At 70.6% G+C, this 20,719-nt stretch carries 19 protein-coding genes; 10 read left to right on the forward strand and 9 right to left on the reverse strand.

The window, feature by feature from the left end:
* Nucleotides 1-461: 461 nt before the first annotated feature.
* The gene (locus ACWC09_RS17440; RefSeq protein ID WP_450851400.1) at nucleotides 462-1,553 is read left to right on the forward strand and encodes a hypothetical protein; all 1,092 of its coding nucleotides are present in this window, start codon (nucleotides 462-464) and stop codon (nucleotides 1,551-1,553) included.
* Nucleotides 1,554-1,639: 86 nt separating this feature from the next.
* Entirely contained in the window at nucleotides 1,640-2,311 is a 672-nt protein-coding gene (locus ACWC09_RS17445) for an HAD family hydrolase (RefSeq protein WP_450851401.1), read from the forward strand.
* Here ACWC09_RS17445 and ACWC09_RS17450 read toward each other — a convergent pair.
* Complete coding sequence (locus ACWC09_RS17450; RefSeq protein ID WP_450851402.1) at nucleotides 2,290-2,538, reverse strand: hypothetical protein; 249 nt, start codon at nucleotides 2,536-2,538, stop codon at nucleotides 2,290-2,292. The two genes, ACWC09_RS17445 and ACWC09_RS17450, sit on opposite strands and share 22 nt — an antisense overlap.
* A 176-nt stretch (nucleotides 2,539-2,714) precedes the next feature.
* Here ACWC09_RS17450 and ACWC09_RS17455 point away from each other — a divergent pair, with 176 nt between their 5' ends.
* Nucleotides 2,715-3,098, forward strand: coding sequence for a cold-shock protein (locus ACWC09_RS17455; protein WP_356350062.1), 384 nt, complete (start codon nucleotides 2,715-2,717; stop codon nucleotides 3,096-3,098).
* 18 nt (nucleotides 3,099-3,116) lie between these two features.
* Nucleotides 3,117-3,617, forward strand: a complete 501-nt coding sequence (locus ACWC09_RS17460) for a hypothetical protein (RefSeq protein ID WP_450851403.1) — start codon at nucleotides 3,117-3,119, stop codon at nucleotides 3,615-3,617.
* Nucleotides 3,618-3,655: 38 nt separating this feature from the next.
* On the opposite strand, the gene ACWC09_RS17465 is transcribed toward ACWC09_RS17460, so the two are convergent.
* From ACWC09_RS17465 to ACWC09_RS17480, 4 genes are all read right to left on the reverse strand, one after another.
* Entirely contained in the window at nucleotides 3,656-4,507 is an 852-nt protein-coding gene (locus ACWC09_RS17465; RefSeq protein WP_450851404.1) for a 1,4-dihydroxy-6-naphthoate synthase, read from the reverse strand.
* A complete protein-coding gene (locus tag ACWC09_RS17470) occupies nucleotides 4,497-5,270 on the reverse strand; it encodes a futalosine hydrolase (protein WP_450851405.1) in 774 nt (257 codons plus the stop codon). The genes ACWC09_RS17465 and ACWC09_RS17470 overlap by 11 nt, the downstream gene beginning before the upstream one ends.
* Nucleotides 5,240-5,728, reverse strand: a complete 489-nt coding sequence (locus ACWC09_RS17475) for a DUF2771 domain-containing protein (protein ID WP_450851406.1) — start codon at nucleotides 5,726-5,728, stop codon at nucleotides 5,240-5,242. The genes ACWC09_RS17470 and ACWC09_RS17475 overlap by 31 nt, the downstream gene beginning before the upstream one ends.
* 61 nt (nucleotides 5,729-5,789) lie before the next feature.
* Nucleotides 5,790-7,190: an MFS transporter gene (locus ACWC09_RS17480; protein ID WP_450851407.1), complete on the reverse strand. Its 1,401-nt coding sequence runs from the start codon at nucleotides 7,188-7,190 to the stop codon at nucleotides 5,790-5,792.
* A gap of 303 nt (nucleotides 7,191-7,493) precedes the next feature.
* On the opposite strand from ACWC09_RS17480, the gene ACWC09_RS17485 reads away from it, so the two are divergent.
* Nucleotides 7,494-8,420 carry a DUF3027 domain-containing protein gene (locus tag ACWC09_RS17485; RefSeq protein ID WP_450851408.1) on the forward strand — a complete coding sequence of 309 codons (927 nt, stop codon included), beginning with the start codon at nucleotides 7,494-7,496 and terminating at the stop codon, nucleotides 8,418-8,420.
* A gap of 257 nt (nucleotides 8,421-8,677) precedes the next feature.
* On the opposite strand, the gene ACWC09_RS17490 is transcribed toward ACWC09_RS17485, so the two are convergent.
* Nucleotides 8,678-9,442, reverse strand: coding sequence for a maleylpyruvate isomerase family mycothiol-dependent enzyme (locus ACWC09_RS17490; protein ID WP_450851409.1), 765 nt, complete (start codon nucleotides 9,440-9,442; stop codon nucleotides 8,678-8,680).
* Nucleotides 9,443-10,055: 613 nt separating this feature from the next.
* Here ACWC09_RS17490 and ACWC09_RS17495 point away from each other — a divergent pair.
* From ACWC09_RS17495 to ACWC09_RS17505, 3 genes are all read left to right on the forward strand, one after another.
* Nucleotides 10,056-13,241, forward strand: a complete 3,186-nt coding sequence (locus ACWC09_RS17495) for a sacsin N-terminal ATP-binding-like domain-containing protein (RefSeq protein WP_450851410.1) — start codon at nucleotides 10,056-10,058, stop codon at nucleotides 13,239-13,241.
* A gap of 208 nt (nucleotides 13,242-13,449) precedes the next feature.
* Nucleotides 13,450-14,385: a hypothetical protein gene (locus ACWC09_RS17500; protein ID WP_450851411.1), complete on the forward strand. Its 936-nt coding sequence runs from the start codon at nucleotides 13,450-13,452 to the stop codon at nucleotides 14,383-14,385.
* A gap of 193 nt (nucleotides 14,386-14,578) precedes the next feature.
* The gene (locus tag ACWC09_RS17505) at nucleotides 14,579-15,523 is read left to right on the forward strand and encodes a hypothetical protein (protein WP_450851412.1); all 945 of its coding nucleotides are present in this window, start codon (nucleotides 14,579-14,581) and stop codon (nucleotides 15,521-15,523) included.
* 24 nt (nucleotides 15,524-15,547) lie between these two features.
* Here the strand turns inward: ACWC09_RS17505 and ACWC09_RS17510 are convergent, their stop codons facing one another.
* Nucleotides 15,548-17,941, reverse strand: coding sequence for a cation-translocating P-type ATPase (locus tag ACWC09_RS17510; RefSeq protein ID WP_450851413.1), 2,394 nt, complete (start codon nucleotides 17,939-17,941; stop codon nucleotides 15,548-15,550).
* A 95-nt stretch (nucleotides 17,942-18,036) separates the two neighbouring features.
* Nucleotides 18,037-18,303: a DUF2530 domain-containing protein gene (locus ACWC09_RS17515; protein ID WP_450851414.1), complete on the reverse strand. Its 267-nt coding sequence runs from the start codon at nucleotides 18,301-18,303 to the stop codon at nucleotides 18,037-18,039.
* A gap of 118 nt (nucleotides 18,304-18,421) precedes the next feature.
* Between ACWC09_RS17515 and ACWC09_RS17520 the strand changes: the two genes are divergently transcribed.
* Nucleotides 18,422-19,873, forward strand: coding sequence for an NCS2 family permease (locus ACWC09_RS17520; protein WP_450851415.1), 1,452 nt, complete (start codon nucleotides 18,422-18,424; stop codon nucleotides 19,871-19,873).
* 10 nt (nucleotides 19,874-19,883) lie between these two features.
* Here ACWC09_RS17520 and ACWC09_RS17525 read toward each other — a convergent pair whose 3' ends face one another.
* The gene (locus ACWC09_RS17525) at nucleotides 19,884-20,066 is read right to left on the reverse strand and encodes a ribbon-helix-helix protein, CopG family (protein ID WP_450851416.1); all 183 of its coding nucleotides are present in this window, start codon (nucleotides 20,064-20,066) and stop codon (nucleotides 19,884-19,886) included.
* A gap of 156 nt (nucleotides 20,067-20,222) precedes the next feature.
* Between ACWC09_RS17525 and ACWC09_RS17530 the strand changes: the two genes are divergently transcribed.
* A complete protein-coding gene (locus ACWC09_RS17530) occupies nucleotides 20,223-20,660 on the forward strand; it encodes a MarR family winged helix-turn-helix transcriptional regulator (protein WP_450851417.1) in 438 nt (145 codons plus the stop codon).
* Nucleotides 20,661-20,719 lie beyond the last annotated feature (59 nt).

Consider the following 20,719-nt stretch of genomic DNA (forward strand, 5'->3'; position numbering starts at 1 on the left):
TTCGGCCTGAACGGCCTCGTCCTCAAACGCCGGACGGGCTGGAAGGGGCTGAGGTGGTCTCGCTCGTGTGGGTCGGAGGGGTTGGGGGGGGCTGGGATGGGCTGAGGTGGTCTCGCCCGTGCGCGGGACGGGTTGGAAGGGGCTTCGGTGGTCTCGCCCGTGCGCGTCGGACCGGTTGGAATGGGCTGAGCCGGTCTCGCTCGCGCGCGTCGGAGGGGTTGGGATGGGCTGAGGTGGTCTCGCTCGTGTGGGTCGGAGGGGTTGGGATGGGCTGAGGTGGTCTCGCTCGTGTGGGTCGGAGGGGTTGGGATGGGCTGAGGTGGTCTCGCTCGTGTGCGTCGGACGGGCTGGGATGGGCTGAGCTGGTGTCGTGGGTGTGCGTCGGGGCGGGCTGGATGCAGCTGGCCTGCGCTACCTTCGTGCTCAGGGCAGTCCAACGCACCAACCCCGGAGGGGACTTCGTGGGGATCGAAAGCGACAAGGTCGTCTACGAGTATCTGAGCCGTGTCGGTGACCTGGCCCAGCAGCAGCAGCTGCCCTCGGGCGCCCGTATGCGTCTTGTCTCCGAGTTGCGGAACGAGATCGACCGGCGGCGGGCCAAGGCCGCCGTCGACAGCCCCGCCGCCGTCCGCCGGATCATCTCCCGGCTCGGCACCCCCGACGAGGTCGTCAAGGCGGCGGGCGGCGCGGACGGCGACGGTGCGGCCCCGGTCGCTCCCACCCATGTGCCGGTCCAGCGCGACGACGAGCCGGGGGACGGGGAGCGGAGGAAGGGGCTGGGAGGGCTGGGCCGGGTCGTGCCTCGCCCGCGTCCCGCCAAGTCCGCCGATTCCACCAAGCTCACCGAATCCGACCGACTCACCAAGTCCGACCGACTCACCAAGTCCGGTCGACCCGAGACGCCCACCCCCTCCGACCGTCCCACCCCGCCCCACCTCGCCGGTACCGACGAGCTCGGTGGCAGTGCGGCGCCGCCCGACTGGTGGCGGGTGGGCGGCGCAAGACTGGAGGACGACAACCTGCCCCCGGGGTTCATCGGTGGCGTGGAGATCCCCGGGCTGCTCAAGCCGCCCCCGCGGCCGCGGCAGGCGCCGGACGCGGTGCCCTTGCCACCGGCGGCCGACAAGGCCGTGGACGTGGACGCGGATGCCGAGGCGGACGCTTCCGCCCCGGCCGCCCCCGCTGTCCGACGCCGTCTCCTCCCCCTCCCCTCCGGCCGCTGGAGCAACCCCCTCCTGCTGCTCGCCGCCGCGCTCCTCGTCGTCGGCGCCGCCCTCGGGAACTGGTTCGCCCTGCTGCTCGGCTGGCTCATCGCCTACGCCTCCCGGCGCCTCACCCAGAACGAGTCGAAGTGGGCCGTGATGGGCATGCCCGGGATCGCCGTCGCGGCCGGGATCGCGTGGCTGTGGGGGCGGCAGAACGGGCGGTGGGGTGATCCCATCGCCCAGGGGCACATGAACGACGCCATCGCCCAGACCTGGCCGTGGGTCGTGCGGGGCGCCGCCGTGCTGTCGGCGCTGTTCGTCGTGTGGCGCTCGCAGCGGAGGCCGTAGCCGAACGCCAGGGCGTCCCCCGATGTAGGTGTACGTCACACCCGCCGGGCGAATCAGCGCCTTACCGGCTGGGCACAATGGCCCATATGGCCGCCTCCTCCGCCCCTGCTCCCGCCACCGCCCTCACCGTCGGCTTCGACCTCGACATGACCCTCATCGACTCCCGGCCCGGCATCCGCGCCTGCTACGAGGCGCTGGCCGAGCGCACCGGGACGTACATCGACGCCGACCTCGCGGTGACGCGGCTCGGGCCGCCGCTCGCCGAGGAGTTGATCAACTGGTTCCCGGAGGAGCGGATCGAGGAGATGGCCGATCTCTATCGGTCGATGTACCCGACGATCGCCATCACCGCCACGCCCGCGATGAGCGGTGCGCGCGAGGCCGTCGACGCCGTGCACGCCGCCGGTGGGCGGGCCATCGTCGTCACCGCCAAGTACGAGCCGAACGCCAAGCTGCACCTGGAGCACCTCGGCATCCGGCCCGACGAGTTGGTCGGTGACCTGTGGGCCGAGCGGAAGGCGGAGGCGCTGAGGGAGCACGGCGCCGGGGTCTACGTCGGTGATCACATCGGCGATGTGCGCGGGGCACGTAAGGCCGACGCACTGTCCGTCGCCGTGGCCACGGGGCCGTGCAGCGTCGAGGAACTGACCACCGCCGGAGCGGATGTCGTGCTCGGCGATCTCACCGAGTTTCCCGGCTGGTTGGCCGAATACGACCCCTCCGATCCCGACGGCACTTACCGCCCCGTCCGCGCCTGACGCCGTCCGGCCGCAATCGACTGGAGCACTCCGGCGGCGGCGATCAGGAAGCCGACGCCCATGAGCATGCTCAGTCCGAACATGTAGGTCGGAAATGGCTTCGCGTGGAGGAACAGCGGAGCCACTGTGACGAGAGTGGCCACGGCACCGACGAAGAACACGATGGCACCGGCACGGATCAGTCGGTCACCGGGAGCGGCGGAATTCGTTTGGGTTTTGTCACGCACCGGACCAGGGTAGTTCCCAGCGCGAAGGAACAACCCGGCGACGTCTTGTCACCGGCCTGAAGACCATTAGCCTTGGTACCGGCGGGTCCGCGACGACCCGCCCAAGTGCTATCAAGAGCCGTTCATCAGCAGTTTCCAGAAGCAGTTTTCCGACGAGTACGAGGACGAGGACAGACGTGCCTACCGGCAAGGTCAAGTGGTTCAACAGCGAGAAGGGCTTCGGCTTTCTCTCCCGTGACGACGGCGGTGACGTCTTCGTCCATTCCTCGGTCCTCCCCGCCGGAGTCGACACACTCAAGCCGGGACAGCGAGTTGAGTTCGGTGTGGTCGCCGGACAACGCGGTGACCAGGCCCTTTCCGTGACGATTCTCGACCCGACCCCCTCGGTCGCGGCGGCCACCCGTAAGAAGCCGGACGAACTGGCCTCCATCGTCCAGGACTTGACGACCCTTCTGGAGAACATCACGCCGATGCTCGAGAAGGGCCGCTATCCGGACAAGGTCTCGGGCAAGAAGATCGCCGGCCTGCTGCGTGCGGTCGCCGACCAGCTCGACGTGTAACCCTGCGGAACAGCCGACGTGAGCGACATACGAACCCAGCCCGGTGGTGGGGCCACCGCTGTCCCGACGCCGTCGCCCGAGCTCCTGGAGCGGATCCGGCGGCAGCGGCGGCACACCCTGGAGCTGCTGACCGTGTCCGCCGTCGGCCTCGTCCCGTGGACGATCGTGCTGTGGTTCATGCTGCCCAGCGGCTACACGGTCCGTCAGTGGCGTACGGCCTGGGTCGGCTTCGACGCCCTGCTCGTGCTCGCCATGGCCACCACGACCCTGCTCGGCTGGCTCCGCCACCGTGCCGTGGCCGTGGCGGCCTCCGCGACGGCCGCCCTGCTGCTCTGCGACGCCTGGTTCGACGTGTCCCTGGCCCTGGGCACGCCCGACGTCTGGCTCTCGGCGGCCCTCGCGGTCTGCGTGGAGGTCCCCCTGGCGATCTTCCTCATCCGCAAGGTCCTGGGCATGCTCTCCTTGGCCCAGTGGCCACCCCGCACACCTTTGGGCGACGGCGACCAGAACGCCCCGTAGGGGCGCGGGGCCGTACTGAAGGTGCGGCTACCGCCGCGTCAGGGAAACGCCAGCGCATCCGGGCCGAGCGCCGGCACCAACCCCTCCGCGGCCGCCCGGGTCAACAACCCCCGAACCGCCGCGTAGCCGTCCTCCCCCAGATCCGCGGTGAACTCATTCACATACAGCCCGATGTGCTGATCCGCGACGGCCGGATCCATCTCCTGCGCATGCTCCATGACATACGGCCGCGACACCTCCGGCTCGTCCCAGGCGGCCCGCACCGAGGCGCGGATCGCGTCGGCCAGACCCGTCAGGGCCGCCGCCCCCAGCGACCGCTTCGCGATGATCGCCCCCAGCGGAATCGGCAGCCCGGTCGTCTGCTCCCAGTGCTCGCCCATGTCGGCCAGCTTGTGCAGCCCGTAGGTCTGGTACGTGAACCGCGCCTCGTGGATGACGAGCCCCGCGTCGACCTTCCCGTCCCGCACGGCGGGCATGATCTCGTGGAAGGGCATGACCACGATCTCGCCGACCCCGCCGGGCAGGGTGTCCGCCGCCCACAGCCGGAACAGCAGATACGCCGTCGACCTCTCGCTCGGCACCGCGACGGTACGGCCCGTCAGGTCCGCCCCCGCCTCCCGCGTGAGCACCAGCGGCCCACAGCCCCGCCCCAGCGCGCCCCCGCACGGCAGCAGCGCGTACTCGTCGAGGACGTACGGGAGCACGGCGTACGACACCTTCAGCACGTCGAACTCGCCGCGCTCGGCCATGCCGTTGGTGATGTCGATGTCGGCGAAGGTCACGTCGAGGGCGGGGGCACCGGGGACGCGGCCGTGGGCGACGGCGTCGAAGACGAAGGTGTCGTTCGGGCAGGGGGAGTACGCGATCTGCAGTGGCTGCTCACTGGTCATGTGGGTTCCAACTCTCCAGGACGGGTGCGAGCTTCCCGAAGGCCGTCGTCAGGGCGGTGAGCGCGTCGCCGATGCGCCAGGCGGCGCGGTCGCGGGGGCCCACCGGGTTGGAGACGGCACGGATCTCCAGCACGGGCACCCCGTGTGCGGCGGCCGCCTCGGCCACCCCGAAGCCCTCCATGGCCTCGGCGAGGGCACGGGGGTGACGCGCACGCAGCTCGGCGGCTCGCTCGGCGGTGCCGGTCACGGTGGAGACGGTGAGTATCGCGCCGGTGCGTGCGCCGGTGGCGGCCGCGAGGTCTCGTACGAGTGTTTCCGGCGGACGGTGGCTGACGGCACCGAAGCCGAGCTCGGTGACCGGGAGGAAGCCGTCGGAGGTCTCGGCGCCGAGGTCGGCGACGGTGATCTCGTCGGCCACGACGAGCGAGCCGACGGGCGCCTCGGGCGGGAAGCCGCCGGCGATACCGGCCGAGACGACGAGGTCGTAGGGGGCGCCGGAGAGGGCGGCGGCGGTGAGGGCGGAGGAGGTGGAGGCGGCGGAAAGGGCAGGACCCACCCCGACGGCGGCGAGGTCGAGCGCCACCGCCGGCTCAGCGGCCTGTGGAGCCAGTCGGCCCAGCGTCACCCCGGGCAGCCGCACTTCACCGACCGTCCCCGCGAACGCCCGCGCCACCGCGTCCCTCTCCACGGGAACCGCGGTGGCCACAAGCACGCGAAGCCCAGCGGCAGCGATCAGTCGTCCTTCTTCAGCTTGAAGGACCACAGGCCCGTCACGCCGGTGCCGCTCTTCTTGCCGTCGCCGGCCTTGATGGAGACCAGGGTCGAGTTGCCCGTGGCGCCGTACTGCTGGTTGAAGAAGACGCTGCCCGGGACGGTGCGGTACGTCTTGTCGCTGTCCTCGGTGAGCGGCTGACCGTTCATCAGGATCGTCCAGCGCTTGTCGGCGATCTTCGGGTCGACGCCGATACGGACCGTTTCGTCGGGGTCGACCTTGATGGACTTGATGTCCTTGTCCTTCAGGCACTGCGTCAGGTCCGCGGTGTTCAGGTTCTTGCCCTCCCCGCCGCAGGTGGCCTCCTCGCTGACGGAGGAGCGGCCGACCGTGATCGTCGACAGTGGCGTCGGCTTGTCACAGGCCGACAGGACGAGCAGTCCGGCGGAAACGGCGCCGGCGGCGGCGACGGCGCGGCGGCGTCGCACAACGGATTGCAGGAAGGTCATGGCCGAAGGCTATCGGGCGTGCCTCACGCCTTCCTTACGTGGGGTACGACGTGCCTGTGTGTTACGCCACGCGAGGCTTCGTGCCGGCCCCGCGCCGGGCGGAACTCAGCAGCCCGCGGACGGTCGTGACCCAGCCGAGGGCGATGACCGCGGCGGCCAGGCAGAACCCCGCCGGGCCGTTCAGCGGCATCACGATGCCGATCGCCCCGCCGAGCACCCAGGCCATCTGCAGCATGGTCTCCGAGCGCGCGAACGCCGACGTCCGCACCAGCTCCGGCACGTCCCGCTGGATCAGCGCGTCCAGGGACAGCTTGGCCAGTGCCAGGCAGAAGCCCGTCGTCGCGGTGAGGCAGGCCACCAGGAACGCCCCGAAGAAGATCGCGGCGACGATGGCGGCGCCCAGCACCACCGCGACCACGGTCACGATGATGATCTCCGGCGCCCGCTGTCGCAGCCCCGCCCCCACCGCCGTACCGAGCGCGTTGCCCGCGCCCGCCGCGACGGCCACCATGCCCAGCGACACGGCCGCGCTGGACCCGGTCAGCGGGTGCTCGCGGAGCAGGAAGGCGAGGAAGAAGGTCAGGAAGCCGGAGAGCCAGCGCAGGGCGGCGTTGGCGCCGAGGGCGTGGGTGACGGCGATGCCGACGGTCCTGAGCCCCGGACGCTTCAGGGGCTTCAGATGCGGCCCGTGCAGATGCTCCTCGTCCGCCGCCAGCAGCGCCACGTCCTCGCCCTTGGCCGAGTCGACCTTCGACGGGAGCGTGAAGGACAGGAACATGCCCCAGATGTAGATCGCGAAGGCGCCGTAGAGCGGCCAGCGCGGTCCGATGGCGTGCAGCCCGGCACCGATGGGGGCGGCGACACCGGTGGCGAGGAGCCCGCCGAGGGTGACGCGCGAGTTGGCCTTCACGAGGGAGAAGCGCGGCGGGAGGAGACGGGGGACCACGGCACTTCTGACCACCCCGTACGCCTTCGAGGCGACCAGCACCCCGAGCGCGGCCGGATACAGCTGGAGGCTGCCGCTGGTGACGGCGCTGGCGATGATCAGTGCGAGCAGGGCGCGGGCCAGCATCGAAGCGGCCATGGCGGCGCGGCGGCCGTGCGGGAGGCGGTCGAGGAGCGGCCCGATGACGGGGGCGAGGACGGTGAAGGGGGCCATGGTGATGGCGAGGTAGAGCGCGACGCGCCCCCGCGCCTCGTCCGTCGGCACGGAGAAGAAGACCGTGGAGGCGAGGGCGATGGTGATCATGAGGTCGCCCGCGCCGTTCACGGCGTGCAGTTCGATCAGCTTGCCGAGCCCGGATTCGCCGGCTCCGTGCGCGTGCGTGGCCTTCCTGATGCCACGGGCCGTCCCCGTGAACGGAAGATGCAGGGCACGGCCGACTGCGCGGACGGGACCGGTCCACCGTCCCGAACCACTTCGGATTCCCGTCGCTCTCTGGGGTGTCCTCGCGGTTGCCACCTCGTCATAGTGCCCCTAGTTGGCTGTGGGTAGTGCGGTTACCGCGCGTATGAACGCCTATGAAGTGAACGAACCATCACGTCGGTGTAGGCCGAGCGGGCTCGAACAGGTAGCGTGCGTAGCGCGCCGTGGCGAACGTTCTCGGCCGCGCGCCTCTCAAACATCCCGCAGAATGGATGCATGAGGTGCGCCCGAGCGCGATCGGGCGCGGACGTCGACGCGGTCCTTCGGTCCGCTCCGTCCGCTCCCAACCGCCTTCAGGCCGGCGCACCCGAGTGACGGCGTAGGAGAGAAGCGATACCTGTGAGCGCAGCGACAACGCGAAGCCGCACCCCAGACCGCCTGTGTGCCGAGGCCGTCGACCTCGCCCGCGCCGCAGCCGAGGAGGCGGCCGCGCCCGGTGTGGTGGGCGAGCATGCCGGTGTGGAGACCGAGGGCGACCGTGTTGTCACGCACTTCTTCGAGTGCAAGGAGCTCGGGTACCGCGGCTGGCGCTGGGCCGTCACCGTCGCCCGCGCGTCCCGCGCGAAGGTGGTGACGCTGGACGAGGTCGTCCTGCTCCCCGGCCCTGACGCCCTCCTGGCCCCCGAGTGGGTCCCGTGGAGCGAGCGCCTGCGCCCCGGCGACATGGGCCCGGGCGACCTGCTCCCGACCGACGCCGAGGACCTCCGCCTGGAGCCCGGCTACTCCGGCGAGGACGAGCCGCCGCCCGCCTCCCCCGTCTCCGAGGAGATGGCGGAGCTGGTGGAGGCGGAGGACGCGGAGGTCACGGGCGGCACCCCGGCGAACCTTCCGGTGGTCCCGTTGCGCGGCACGATCGCGGCGGTGGCCGAGGAACTGGGCATGCGCCGGGCGCGTGTCCTGTCCCGCTACGGCCTGCACGTCGCCGCCGACCGCTGGGAGGAGTCGTACGGCGCCAAGACCCCGATGGCCCAGGCGGCCCCGGCGTCCTGCGTCAGCTGCGGCTTCCTCCAGCCGATCGGCGGCTCCCTGGGGCAGGCCTTCGGCGTCTGCGCCAACGAGTTCTCACCGGCGGACGGTCATGTGGTGTCCCTGGCGTACGGCTGCGGTGGCCACTCGGAGGCCGCGGTCATGCCGAAGCCGCCCCAGCCGGCCCCGCCGGTGATCGACGAGACGAAGGTCGACCCGTTCCCGCTGCGGCCTGCGGCGGATTCGGGGTCGGTGTCGGTGCTGACGGACGATGACGTGGCGGAGCTGGGTCACAGCTAGGGCCTGTCGTGTGGCTCAGGCCGACGGTGACGCAGTCCCTCCCTCTACGGTCTGCCCATGCCTCCTGAGATGTGGGACCGGTTGAGTCCCTTCCGTGACAAGGCGATTGCGCGGGGCATACCGGCCGACGACGTAGAGCGATGGCCGGCCACCGCCCGCCCCTGCATGACGCTGACGCGGGGCGGGGACGGGCCCGGTCGTGGCCCGGTTCGGAGGTCCGCTCCTGCTTCCGGCCGACTGGCCAAGCTGGCCGCCGCCTAGTCCTCCGGGTCCCACTCCCGCAGCAGGTCGAACAGGCGTCGGTCGCCGTCGAGTTTGAGGGAGTCCAGCGGAATACGGCCGTAGAAGACGAGGACCAGCTCGGCGGCCGTGCCCTGGGCGGTGGCGGTGGCGGGCGCTGTGGCGGGCGCCGGGAGACGGGTGAACCGGGCGCCGTCCGCGGAGAGGGACAGGCGCCAGGAGCGGCCCTCGGTGGCGTGGTAGTCGACGGTGGCGGGCTCGTGCCGCCAGGTGCCCATCCATGCGCAGCAGGTGGACAGGAACTCCTCGACACCGTCGAGTGCCGCTTCGGAGGGCAGCGGCTGCGGGGCACCCGCGGTGAGCTGGGCGTCGTACGTGTGGACTGTGGCCTCCTGGACCTGATGGCGGGCGACCGCGCCGCTGGTCCGCGGCGACGCCGACTTCCCCCACCACGTCCAGCAGTCGTGGTCCGGGCCGAACTCCCGCAGGGCGCTCAGCAGTTGCTCCGTCGACTCGGCCGACCAGGCCAGCAGGGCCTCGCGCTCCCGGGGCGCGTCCGGGGCGGTCATGGGCGCGGGGCCGTCGGCAGGTCCCGCGGCGACGTTGGCGGCCCAGCGGCGCTGTACCTCGCCCAGGTGTCGTACCAGATCCAGCAGCGTCCACTCGGGGCAGGTCGGCACCTGCGCGTCGAGGTCCGGCGCGGAGGCGACCGCGGCGCGGAACGCGGTCGACCGTTCGTCGATCAGCCGCAGCAGGACGGGGAATTCCAGAGTCTCTTCCACTCCGGCTGTCTATCACCGTGCTCCGACCACACACAGCGAATTTCAGCTCGGGTCCGCTCCACGAGCACGCACAGGGGTTGAGCCCCCGCAGCGCCGTCAGGCGTACGGGGTCGTGGTCGGGCACCTCGAACCGGCCGGTCGGCTCCACGAACGGCGCGGCCCGGCGGACGTCGTCCAATGGCGCCCCCTCGTGCCACGCACGTGCGGCCAAGGCGACCTGCGCCAGCTCCTCGGTGCGGCCTTCGACGAGCGCCATGCGCTGGAACGACTCCTCGCCGCGGATCGACCATGCCCGCTCGACCGCCCACGCGCTCACGGACAGGGCGCTGCGGTGCGGCAGCGCGCTCTCGACGGCCGCGTGGCGCAGCGGATCGGAGGGCGAGCCGGTCACGGGGAGGGAGAAGCCGTGTTCCCGCGCCACCGCCCGGAGCGCGAGGCTCCCTCGGGCCGCGATGTCGGGATACAGGACCGCGGGATCGGGGTGGGTGACCACGGGGGGTGATGGTGCGGGAGCCCGCCCGGCGTCGGCAGCCCCGGGTGCCACACCCCTCCGTGAGTTTCCGTCCCCCCACGTCGCGGTACCTTCGACCCCACGCCGATGAGGAGAGTCAACGTGAGCAAGTTCGTGCGGCCCGCAGCCGAGGGAGCCGACCCGTTCGGGACCGCCCGCCTCAGGCGAGGCGTGCTCGATGCCTGGGCCACCAGCCCCGCCCGCTTCCGTGAGGACGCCAACGCCGAGGAGGACCTGGTCCTCGGCGGCTATCGCGACCGACTCGTCGTCGAGCTGGCCCAGAACGCCGCCGACGCGGCGGCCAGGGCAGGTGTACCGGGCCGCCTCCGCCTCACCCTCCGCGACGGCGTCCTGTTCGCCGCCAACACCGGCGCCCCCCTCGACGCGGCCGGCGTCGAGTCCCTCGCCACCCTCCGTGCCTCCGCCAAGCGGGACACCGACCAGGGCGCGGTCGGCCGTTTCGGCGTCGGCTTCTCCGCCGTCCTCGCCGTCACCGACGAGCCCGCGGTCGTCGGCCGCCACGGCGGCGTCCGCTGGTCGCTGGGCGAGGCGCGGGTGCTGGCCGCGGAGACCGCACGGCACAGCCCGGGGCTGGGCGATGAGATCCGGCGGCGCGACGGTCATGTCCCGCTCCTCCGGCTCCCGTTCGCGGCCGAGGGGACCGCCCCGGACCCGTACGACACCGTCGTCATCCTTCCCCTCCGCGACGCCGCCGCCGGCGACCTCGCCGAGCGCCTGCTGACCGCCGTCGACGACGCCCTCCTCCTCGCCCTGCCCGGCCTGGAGGAGGTGATCGTGGAGACGGGCACCGACACCGCCCGCACCCTGCGCCGGTCCACCGACGGCCCCTTCACGGTCGTGGAGGACTCGCAGTCCGGTGTCACCCGCTGGCGTACCTCCTCCGCCCACGGCCCCCTCACCCCCGACCTTCTCGCCGACCGCCCGGTCGAGGAACGCCTGCGCCCCCACTGGTCGGTGATGTGGGCCGTCCCGGCCGACGCGGACGGCAGCCCCACCCATCCCCGCAGCGCCCCCGTCGTCCACGCCCCCACCCCCAGCGACGAGGCCCTCGGCGTCCCCGCCCTCCTCATCGCCTCCTTCCCCCTCGACACCACCCGCCGGCACGCCGCCCCCGGCCCGCTGACCGACCACCTCGTCCAGCGCGCGGCCGACGCCTACGCCGAACTCCTCGCCGACTGGCGCCCGGTGGGCGAAGGCATCATCGGCCTGGTCCCCGGCCCGCTCGGGAAGGGCGAGCTGGACGGCGCGCTGAGGGCCGCGATCCTCGAACGGCTCCCGCGCACCTCCTTCCTGCCGCCCGCCGCCGAGCCGGCCGAGGGCCACGGCCCGTATCCGACCGGGGCGTCGCACGACGCCGAACCGGCCGAAGGCCACGCTCCCGACCTCGCCCTGCCCGAGTCCCTGCGCCCCCGCGACGCGGAGGTCGTCGAGGGCGCGGGGGCCGAGACGGTACGGGTCCTGGCGGAAGTGCTCCCGACCCTTCTCCCCGCCGGGCTCGAACGCCGCGTGGAACTGCGGACGTTGGGCGTCGCCCGAGTGCCGTTGACCGACGCCGTCGACCGCCTGGCGGGTCTGGAGAAGGACCCCGGCTGGTGGCGACGGCTCTACGACAGCCTCGCGGGCGTCGACCCGGACAGGCTCTCCGGCCTCCCGGTCCCGCTCGCGGACGGCCGTACGACCATCGGGCCCCGCCAGGTACTGCTCCCCAGCCCCGATGCCGCCCACATCGACCCGGAGGTGCTGACCCGCCTCGGTCTGAAGGTCGCCCACCCGGACGCGGCGCACCCTCTGCTCGAAAAGCTCGGCGCACTGCCCGCCACGCCCCGCGCGGTCCTCACCACCCCCCAGGTACGGGCCGCCGTGGCCGCCTCCCTCGACGACGAGGGCGGGCTGGACTGGGAGCAGGAGGCCCCGGACGCCGAGGAGTTGGCGGACACGGTCCTGGCCCTGGTACGGGACGCGGGCCTCGAACCCGGCGACGAACCGTGGCTCGGCGCGCTCGCCCTCCCCGACGAGGACGGGGAGTTGGCGCCGGCGGGCGAACTGGTCTTCCCCGGCAGCCCCTTCCACCAGGTCATGCGGGAGGACGAACTCGCGACCGTGGAAGCGGAGTTGGCCGACCGCTGGGGCGAGGGCCCCCTGGCCGCCTGCGGAGTGCTCGCCAACTTCGCGCTCGTACGGGCCACGGACGTCGTCCTGGACCCGGACGAACTGGAGCCCCGCGAGGGCGACTTCGCCCAGCCCGACGACGCGGGGCTGCTGGACGCCGTGGACGTCTGGAGCGAGGACGTCCTGGACCGCTTCCCGGACACACCGGTCCCGCCGGTCGCCACGGAGCTGATCGCCGTACGGGACCTGGACCTGGTGGACGAGGACAAGTGGCCGCAGGCGCTGGCCCTCTTGGCCCAGCCCCCGCTCCGGGACGCCCTGACCCAGCCGGTCCGCATCCTCCTCCCCGACGGCACGCACGAGGTCGTACGCCCTTACACGGCATGGTGGCTGCGCGGCCACCCGGTGCTGGACGGCCGCCGCCCGGCGGGCCTGCTGGCCTCCGGCGGAGACCCCCTCCTGCGAGGCCTGTACGACGAGGCGGACGCGACCGGCTTCGACGACGAGCAGGTGCTACGGGCCCTGGGTGTACGCACCTCCGTCTCGGCCCTCCTCGACGAGCCGGGCGGAGCGGCAGAGCTGCTGGACCGCCTCGCCGACCCGGACCGCCCGGTCACCGGCGCCCAACTCCACGCGCTCTACGGCGCGTTGGCGGAACTGGACCCCGACCAGGTGACCCTCCCGGACGAGCTGCGCGCCGTGGTCGACGGCCGTGTCGAGGTCGTGGACGCGGCCGACGCGGTGGTCGTCGACTCCCCGGACCTGCTCCCCTTCACCGAGGGCGTCCCCCTGCTGCCGGTACGCCCGGCACGGGCGGCCGAGCTGGCGGAACTGTTCCAGGTGCGGCGGCTGAGCGAGTCGGTCACGGGGGAGGTGGACTCGGAGGGCACGGAACACGACGTACCGGACTCCGTACGGGTCCTCCTCGGCCCCCGCACCCCCTCCACCTACGTCGAACACGAGGAACTCGTCGTGGACGGCGTGGAACTGGACTGGCGCCTCACGCCGGACGCCGTCCTCCACGCGGCCACCCTGGAGGGCGTCGCGGCGGGCCTGGCCTGGGCCTCCGGTCAGTGGCCGCGCCGCTTCGAGGTGGCGGCGTTGCTGGAGGACCCTTCGCGAACGGAGGAGCTGGCGCGGGATCGATGGTTCGACTGACCCGCACCTGGGATCTTCCTCCCGGCCACCGGCCCGTCATGATCTCCAAAATTTTCGCACCATTCTTTTACCTCCGTACAACCATTCCCTTCCGTCACGGATCTGATCACGTGAGCCAACAGGCTCAACGATCACTTGGGCCCCGGTGGGATGACGTGCCGTGGGGGACGAGCACCGTCGGGGCCCCTCTTTCTCAGGGGAAACGCACATGCGTATACGTGCCACTGTGGCCGCCGTCTCCGGCGCCCTGGCCCTCTCCGCCCTCGTCGTGCCGGCCGCGCAGGCCGCCGACGGCTCCTCGCTCGGCAAGGACGGCATCGCCCAGGCCTCGCAGGCCGTGAAGCAGGCGGCCTCCGGCAAGACCGCGTTCAGCACGGCCGCCGCCGACGACACGGGCACCCCGTACGCCATCAACGCCACGTTCTCCAACGTGAAGATCAACAACGGCAAGCCGATCGTCGCCGGCGTCAGCAACAAGGTCTCCGTGCCGGTCACCTACACCGTCACGCACGACGAGGGCTTCGACCTGAACGCCTCCGACGTCTGGGTGGACGTCGAGATCTACCGCGGCTCGTACGACGACCCGGACAACCTGCTGTTCGGCGACGACTGGCCGACCTGCACCGACACCACGTCGACCACGTCCACCTGCAAGGGCACCATCGACGTCTACCCGGACGCCGACCTCACCAACGCCGACGCCACCACCTGGAAGGCCGACGGCTACGTCATCGACTGGAACGACCAGGACCCGACCTCCGACGACATCGACTTCAGCAAGGTCGGTCTCGCCACCCAGGACAACCTCGGCACGACCAAGCTGCAGCGCTTCTCCAAGCTGACGGTCAACGCCTCCCCGGAGCCGGTCACCAAGGGCAAGACCATCACGGTCACCGGCAAGCTCTCCCGCGCCAACTGGGAGACCGGCAAGTACGCGGGCTACACCAACCAGTCGGTGAAGCTGCAGTTCCGCAAGAAGGGCAGCAGCACCTACACCACCCTGAAGACCATCACGTCGGACTCCACGGGCAACCTGAAGACCACGACGAAGGCCACGGTCGACGGGTACTTCCGCTACAGCTTCGCGGGCACCTCGACCACCCCGGCCGTCAACGCCACGGGTGACTTCGTCGACGTGAAGTAGGCACAGGGCACAACCGGTGAGACACGGCCGCCTCGGACGGGGACCCCGACGGCGGCCGTTTCTCCGCACTTCGCAAGGGCTTCGTAATCCACTCCCCAAATCCCCGTCCGGCGTACAACTTCCGCCGACCCCCACGGATCTGATCCCGTGAGCCAACAGGCTCCACGATCTCTTTCTCCACGTGGGGAACTACATGCACATACGTGCCACCGTGGCCGCCGTCTCCGGCGCCCTGGCCATCTCCGCCTTCGTCCTGCCCGCCGCGCACGCCGCAGGCGCCTCCGACTCGTACCGGGCAGATGTCGCGAAGGTTCTGCAGGCCGCCCACGCGGCCTCCGGCAAGACCGCGTTCAGCACGGCCGCCGCGGACGACGACCAGCCGTACCCGCTGGACGCCACCTTCTCCGCCGTCAAGGTGAACAACAACAAGGCGTTCGTCGTCGGCGCCACCGGCCATGTGAAGGTCCCGTACACCTACACGCTGACGCACGGCGCCGACGTCGACATCACCGCGTCCGACTTCGCGACCGGTGCGTACGTCTACAAGGGCCCGGACAGCGCGCCGACCAACGAGCTGTTCGGTGACGACCCGGCCACCTGCACGGCCACCTCGACGACCGTCGCCACCTGCAAGGGCGTCATCGACATCTACCCGGCCGGCACCGACGACGAGGGCGACCTCACCAACGCCGACGCGGGTGCCCTGAAGGCCGGTGCGCTGGCCATCGCCCTCAACGGCCAGGACCCGACCAGCAGCGACTTCGACATCACCAAGGTCGGCTACGCCGAGCAGATGGACTTCGCCTCCCCGAACGTGCAGCGCCTGTCCAAGCTGACGGTCGACGCCTCCCCGGAGCCGGTCACGAAAGGCAAGACCATCACGGTCACCGGCAAGCTCTCCCGCGCCAACTGGGACACCAACAAGTACGCGGGCTACGCGAGCCAGAAGGTGAAGCTGCAGTTCCGCAAGAAGGGCAGCAGCACCTACACCACCCTGAAGACCATCACCACCAGCTCGACGGGCACCCTGAAGACCACCACCAAGGCCACGGTCGACGGGTACTTCCGCTACAGCTTCGCGGGCACCTCGACCACCCCGGCCGTCAACGCCACGGGTGACTTCGTCGACGTGAGGTAAGCCCCTGCACAACTCCCGTGAGCACTAGGCGGGAAAGCGGCGGTCCACCCATGTCCACAGCAGCTCCAGGGTGGCCGCCGCCACCGCCGCGATCCCCACCGCGACCCACGGCATCGTCTCGCCCACCAGCTTCAGTGCGAAGAAGTGCTGCAGCCCGGGGACGAAGAGCACGAAGAGGAACGCGACGCCCATCGAGACGACCAGGACGAGACGCCACCAGGTGTAGGGGCGGGCGATGATCGCCAGCACCCACATCGAGATCAGGAAGAGCGTCAGCGTCGCGGCACTCGTCTCCGCGTCCAACGAGCCTGCTCCTACGTAGTAGTGACGGGCGATCAGATATGTCACGAACGTCGCGACCGCCGCCACCACCCCGCCCGGGATCGAGTACCGCATCACCCGCCGGACGAAGTGGGGCCTTGCCCGTTCCCTGTTGGGCGCCAGGGCGAGGAAGAAGGCCGGGATGCCGATCGTCAAGGTCGACAGGAGCGTCAAGTGGCGGGGCAGGAAGGGGTATTCGACCTGCCAGCAGACCACCAGGATCGCCAGGAGGACGGAGTACACCGTCTTCACCAGGAACAGCGTCGCCACCCGCGTGATGTTGCCGATGACCCGGCGCCCCTCCGCCACCACCGACGGCAGCGTCGCGAAGCTGTTGTTGAGGAGGACGATCTGGGCCACCGCCCGGGTGGCCTCCGAACCCGAGCCCATCGAGACGCCGATGTCGGCGTCCTTCAGGGCCAGTACGTCGTTCACCCCGTCGCCGGTCATCGCGACCGTGTGCCCGCGTGACTGCAACGCCCCCACCATGTCCCGCTTCTGCTGCGGGGTGACCCGGCCGAAGACGGTTCCCTCGTCCAGGGAGTCCGCCATCTCCCCCTGGGGGGAAGGGAGTCGGCGGGCGTCCACCACGCTGCCGTCCAGGCCCAGCTTCGCCGCCACCGCGCCCACCGACACCGCGTTGTCCCCGGAGATGACCTTCGCCCTGACGTCCTGCTCGGCGAAGTAGCGCAGGGTGTCGGCCGCGTCGGGGCGCAGCCGCTGTTCGAGGACGACGAGGGCGGTGGGGCGGGCGCCCCGGGCCACCTCGGGGGAGTCCAGGTCGCCGGTGGCGCGGGCCAGCAGCAGGACGCGCAGACCCTGTTCGTTGAGCCGCCCGGTCTCGGTCAGGGCCGGGTCGTCCGAGCCCAGCAGCACGTCCGGCGCCCCCAGCAGCCACGTACTGCTCTCGCCGTTGCCCTCGCTGAAGCTGGCGCCGCTGTACTTGCGGGCCGAGGAGAAGGGGAGCGCCTCGGTGCAGCGCCAGTCCTCGACGTCCGGGTAGGCGTCGATGATCGCCTGGAGGGAGGCGTTCGGGCGCGGGTCGGACTCGCCGAGGGCGCCCAGCACCTTGCGTACGTACGACTCGTCGGCGCCCTGCAGAGGCCTCAGCTCGGTGACGTCCATGCCGCCCTCGGTGAGGGTGCCCGTCTTGTCGAGGCAGACCGTGTCGATGCGGGCGAGACCCTCGATGGCCGGAAGCTCCTGCACCAGGCACTGTTTTCGGCCAAGTCGGATCACGCCTATCGCGAAGGCCACCGAGGTCAACAGCACCAGGCCCTCCGGGACCATGGGCACGATGCCGCCGACCGTGCGCGCGATCGAGTCCTTGAACCCGTGCTGTTTGACGAAGAGCTGGCTGATGACCAGGCCGATCGCGGTCGGGATCATCATCCATGTCACGTACTTGAGGATCGTCGAGATACCGGTGCGGAGTTCGGAGTGGACGAGTGTGAAGCGGGACGCCTCCTCGGCCAGTTGGGCGGCGTACGCCTCGCGGCCCACCTTGGCCGCCTTGAACGCGCCGCCGCCCGCGACCACGAAACTTCCGGACATCACCTGGTCGCCCGGCTTCTTCACCACCGGGTCGGCCTCACCCGTCAGCAGCGACTCGTCGATCTCCAGCCCGTCCGCCTCGACGCACACCCCGTCGACCACGGCCTTGTCCCCGGGACCGATCTCGATCAGGTCGTCCAGCACGATCTCGGACGTGCTCACCGCGCCGGCGACACCGTCCCGTCGTACCGTCGGTTTCGTCTCCCCGATCACCGCGAGGGAGTCCAGGGTCTTCTTCGCCCGCCACTCCTGGATGATCCCGATACCGGTGTTGGCGATGATCACGTAGCCGAACAGGCTGTCCTGGAACGGCGCGACGAACAGCATGACCAGCCAGAGCACACCGATGATCGCGTTGAACCGGGTGAAGACGTTCGCCCGGACGATCTCGCCCATCGACCGGCTGCTGCGCACCGGCACGTCGTTGACCTGCCCCCGGGCCACCCGCTCGGCGACCTCGGCCGCGGTCAGACCGCGCGCCGGCACCGGGGCGGGCACGGGGTGCACGGGGTCGAGCTCGGCGCCCGCGTCGATATGGGTCATGCATTCGACGGTACGTGCGGAAATGCGGCTTCACCCGCCGAGTGACCGGAAGTTCCGACCTGCGGAGGAGAGAAGTCCTGCGGTGGTTGTACGGGCTACTCGGCCGAGCCCGACCTGAGTGCCGCCGCCCGCTTGATCGCCGCGTCCCGCTTCCGTACGAAATAGACGCCGTAGAGCCCGAGCACCCCGCCGGCCAGACAGGTCCACAGCCACCACAGGTGCCCGTGCTCGTCGTACCAGCCGTAGAAGGGCAGCTGCACCAGGAAGAGGACGAACCAGAGGATCGTGCCGCCGGTGATGGTGGCGACGACGGGCCCTTCCAGGGGCTCCGGCGCCTCGTGCTTCGGTGTCCACTTCGCCATGGGGACAGCTTACGAGGCGATCACATCTACGCGCGGAGATAGCGTCGCCGCGCTTTATATGTTCATACTGAAACGTTTTCTGTCCGACCTTGTCTCATTGCACTCGTAGGAACATCCAATGTCTACCTCGGCCCCCACCAAGGCCCCCGCCCCCGAACAGCCGGGGAAGACACCCGCCTCGGGCGTTCTCGACCGCTACTTCAAGATCTCCGAGCGCGGCAGCACGCTCCCGCGCGAGGTCCGTGGCGGCTTCGCCACCTTCTTCGCGATGGCCTACATCATCGTGCTGAACCCGATCATCCTGGGCAGCGCGAAGGACATGTACGGGCACCACCTGGACAACGGCCGGCTGGTGACCGCGACCGCTGTGACGGCCGCCTTCACCACGCTCCTCATGGGAGTCATCGGCAACGTCCCGATCGCGCTCGCCGCCGGCCTCGGCGTGAACTCGGTCGTCGCGCTCCAGCTCGCGCCCCGGATGTCCTGGCCGGACGCGATGGGCATGGTGGTCCTCGCCGGCTTCATCGTGATGCTGCTGGTCGCCACCGGTCTGCGTGAGCGCGTCATGAACGCCGTCCCCTACAGCCTGCGCAAGGCGATCTCCATCGGTATCGGCCTGTTCATCATGCTGATCGGGCTGGTCGACTCCGGCTTCGTCTCCCGCATCCCGGACGCCGCCCAGACCACCGTCCCGCTCCAGCTCGGCGCCGACGGTCACCTCAACGGCTGGCCGGTCCTGGTCTTCATCCTGGGCACCCTGCTCACCCTCGCCCTCATCGTCCGCAAGGTCTCCGGCGCGATCCTGATCTCGATCGTGACGATGACCGTCCTCGCGGTGATCATCAACGCGGTGGCGACCGTCCCGTCCTGGGGCCTTACGACGCCCAAGTGGCCCGGCAGCCCGGTCGCCACCCCGGACTTCGGCCTGATCGGCAAGGTCAGCCTCTTCGGCGGCTTCTCCAAGGTCGGCGTCCTGACCGGCATCCTGTTCGTCTTCACGGTCCTGCTGTCGTGCTTCTTCGACGCGATGGGCACGATCATGGGCGTCAGCGACGAGGCCAAGCTGACGAACGCGGAAGGCGAGATGCCGGGCATCAACAAGGTCCTGTTCGTGGACGGCCTCGCGGTCGCGGCCGGCGGCGCCAGCTCCTCCTCGGCCACCACCGCCTTCGTGGAGTCCACGGCCGGCGTCGGCGAGGGGGCCCGTACGGGCTTCGCGAACGTCGTCACCGGCGGACTGTTCGCCATCGCCCTGTTCCTGACCCCCGTCGCCACGATGGTCCCGTCCCAGGCGGCCACCCCGGCGCTGCTCGCGGTGGGCTTCCTGATCCTGTCGAACTCGGTCAAGGAGATCGACTGGGCCGACTACACGGTCGCCATCCCGGCCTTCGTCACCATGGTGATGATGCCGTTCACCTACTCGATCACCAACGGCATCGGCATGGGCTTCCTCACCTTCGTGGTGCTGCGCCTGGTCGCCGGACGCGGCCGGGAGATCCCGGTGCCGATGTACGTCGTCGCGGCCGTGTTCGGCTTCTACTACCTGATGCCGGCGCTGGGTCTGACCTGATCGACGGGTGTCACGTGACCCCGTAGAACCTCTCCGTCTCGTCGACGGCGGTCTGGAACCGCTCGTCGAAGTCATCTCGAATGAGCGTCCGGACGACATAGTCCTGGACGCTCATTCCCCTTTTGGCGGCATGGTGCCGGAGCCGTTCGAGCAGCTCCCCGTCTATCCGCAGGCTGAGTACTTCGGTCCCCATGCACACGAGGGTCGCTGGCGGGCTTCGCGCGATGTTCACTTTCCGCTGCCGTCTCACCCGTACGGGTGATGTTCTCGCCCGTTGCGGTGGCCTGTCTCACGGGAATCCTCCCGCGTGTCAGCTTGTTTAGCGAGAGTAATGAGTTACGCTAAAGACATGCCGGACCTCACCCATGGCGACGACGCTGCCGCCGTGAACTCGCTTCGCTCCGCAGTCATGCGGTTGTCCCGTCGGCTCAAGCACCAGCGCGTCGACGAGTCGCTGAGCCCCACCGAGATGTCGGTGCTGGGCACCCTGTCCCTCTGCGGCAAGGCCACCCCGGGCGAGCTCGCCCGCAAGGAGCACGTCCAGCCGCCGTCGATGACCCGCATCGTCGCGCTGCTGGAGGCCAAGGGCCTGGTCCGTCTCGAGCCTCACCCCGAGGACCGGCGCCAGAAGGTCGTCACCAAGACCGAACAGGCCGAGGCCATGCTCGCGGAGAGCCGCGCCAAGCGGAACGCGTTCCTGGCCAACCTGGTCGACGGCCTGGACGAGGACGAGTGGGCGAAACTGCGCGCTGCCGCCCCCGTGCTGGAGAGACTCGCACACCTGTAAGCCGCAGTCGTCACACGCGAGCGAGCCGAAGGGGAGCGCCGGTGTCCTCTCGACACCGG

The sequence above is a fragment of the Streptomyces sp. NPDC001617 genome (assembly GCF_053596855.1).

Coding starts and splice junctions, on each gene's coding strand:
- ACWC09_RS17445 (WP_450851401.1), top strand. CDS start 1,640: ATGGCCGCCTCCTCCGCCCCTGCTCCCGCCACCGCCCTCACCGTCGGC.
- ACWC09_RS17465 (WP_450851404.1), bottom strand. CDS start 4,507: ATGACCAGTGAGCAGCCACTGCAGATCGCGTACTCCCCCTGCCCGAAC.
- ACWC09_RS17475 (WP_450851406.1), bottom strand. CDS start 5,728: ATGACCTTCCTGCAATCCGTTGTGCGACGCCGCCGCGCCGTCGCCGCC.
- ACWC09_RS17500 (WP_450851411.1), top strand. CDS start 13,450: ATGCGTATACGTGCCACTGTGGCCGCCGTCTCCGGCGCCCTGGCCCTC.
- ACWC09_RS17505 (WP_450851412.1), top strand. CDS start 14,579: ATGCACATACGTGCCACCGTGGCCGCCGTCTCCGGCGCCCTGGCCATC.
- ACWC09_RS17510 (WP_450851413.1), bottom strand. CDS start 17,941: ATGACCCATATCGACGCGGGCGCCGAGCTCGACCCCGTGCACCCCGTG.
- ACWC09_RS17515 (WP_450851414.1), bottom strand. CDS start 18,303: ATGGCGAAGTGGACACCGAAGCACGAGGCGCCGGAGCCCCTGGAAGGG.
- ACWC09_RS17520 (WP_450851415.1), top strand. CDS start 18,422: ATGTCTACCTCGGCCCCCACCAAGGCCCCCGCCCCCGAACAGCCGGGG.
- ACWC09_RS17525 (WP_450851416.1), bottom strand. CDS start 20,066: ATGGGGACCGAAGTACTCAGCCTGCGGATAGACGGGGAGCTGCTCGAA.
- ACWC09_RS17530 (WP_450851417.1), top strand. CDS start 20,223: ATGCCGGACCTCACCCATGGCGACGACGCTGCCGCCGTGAACTCGCTT.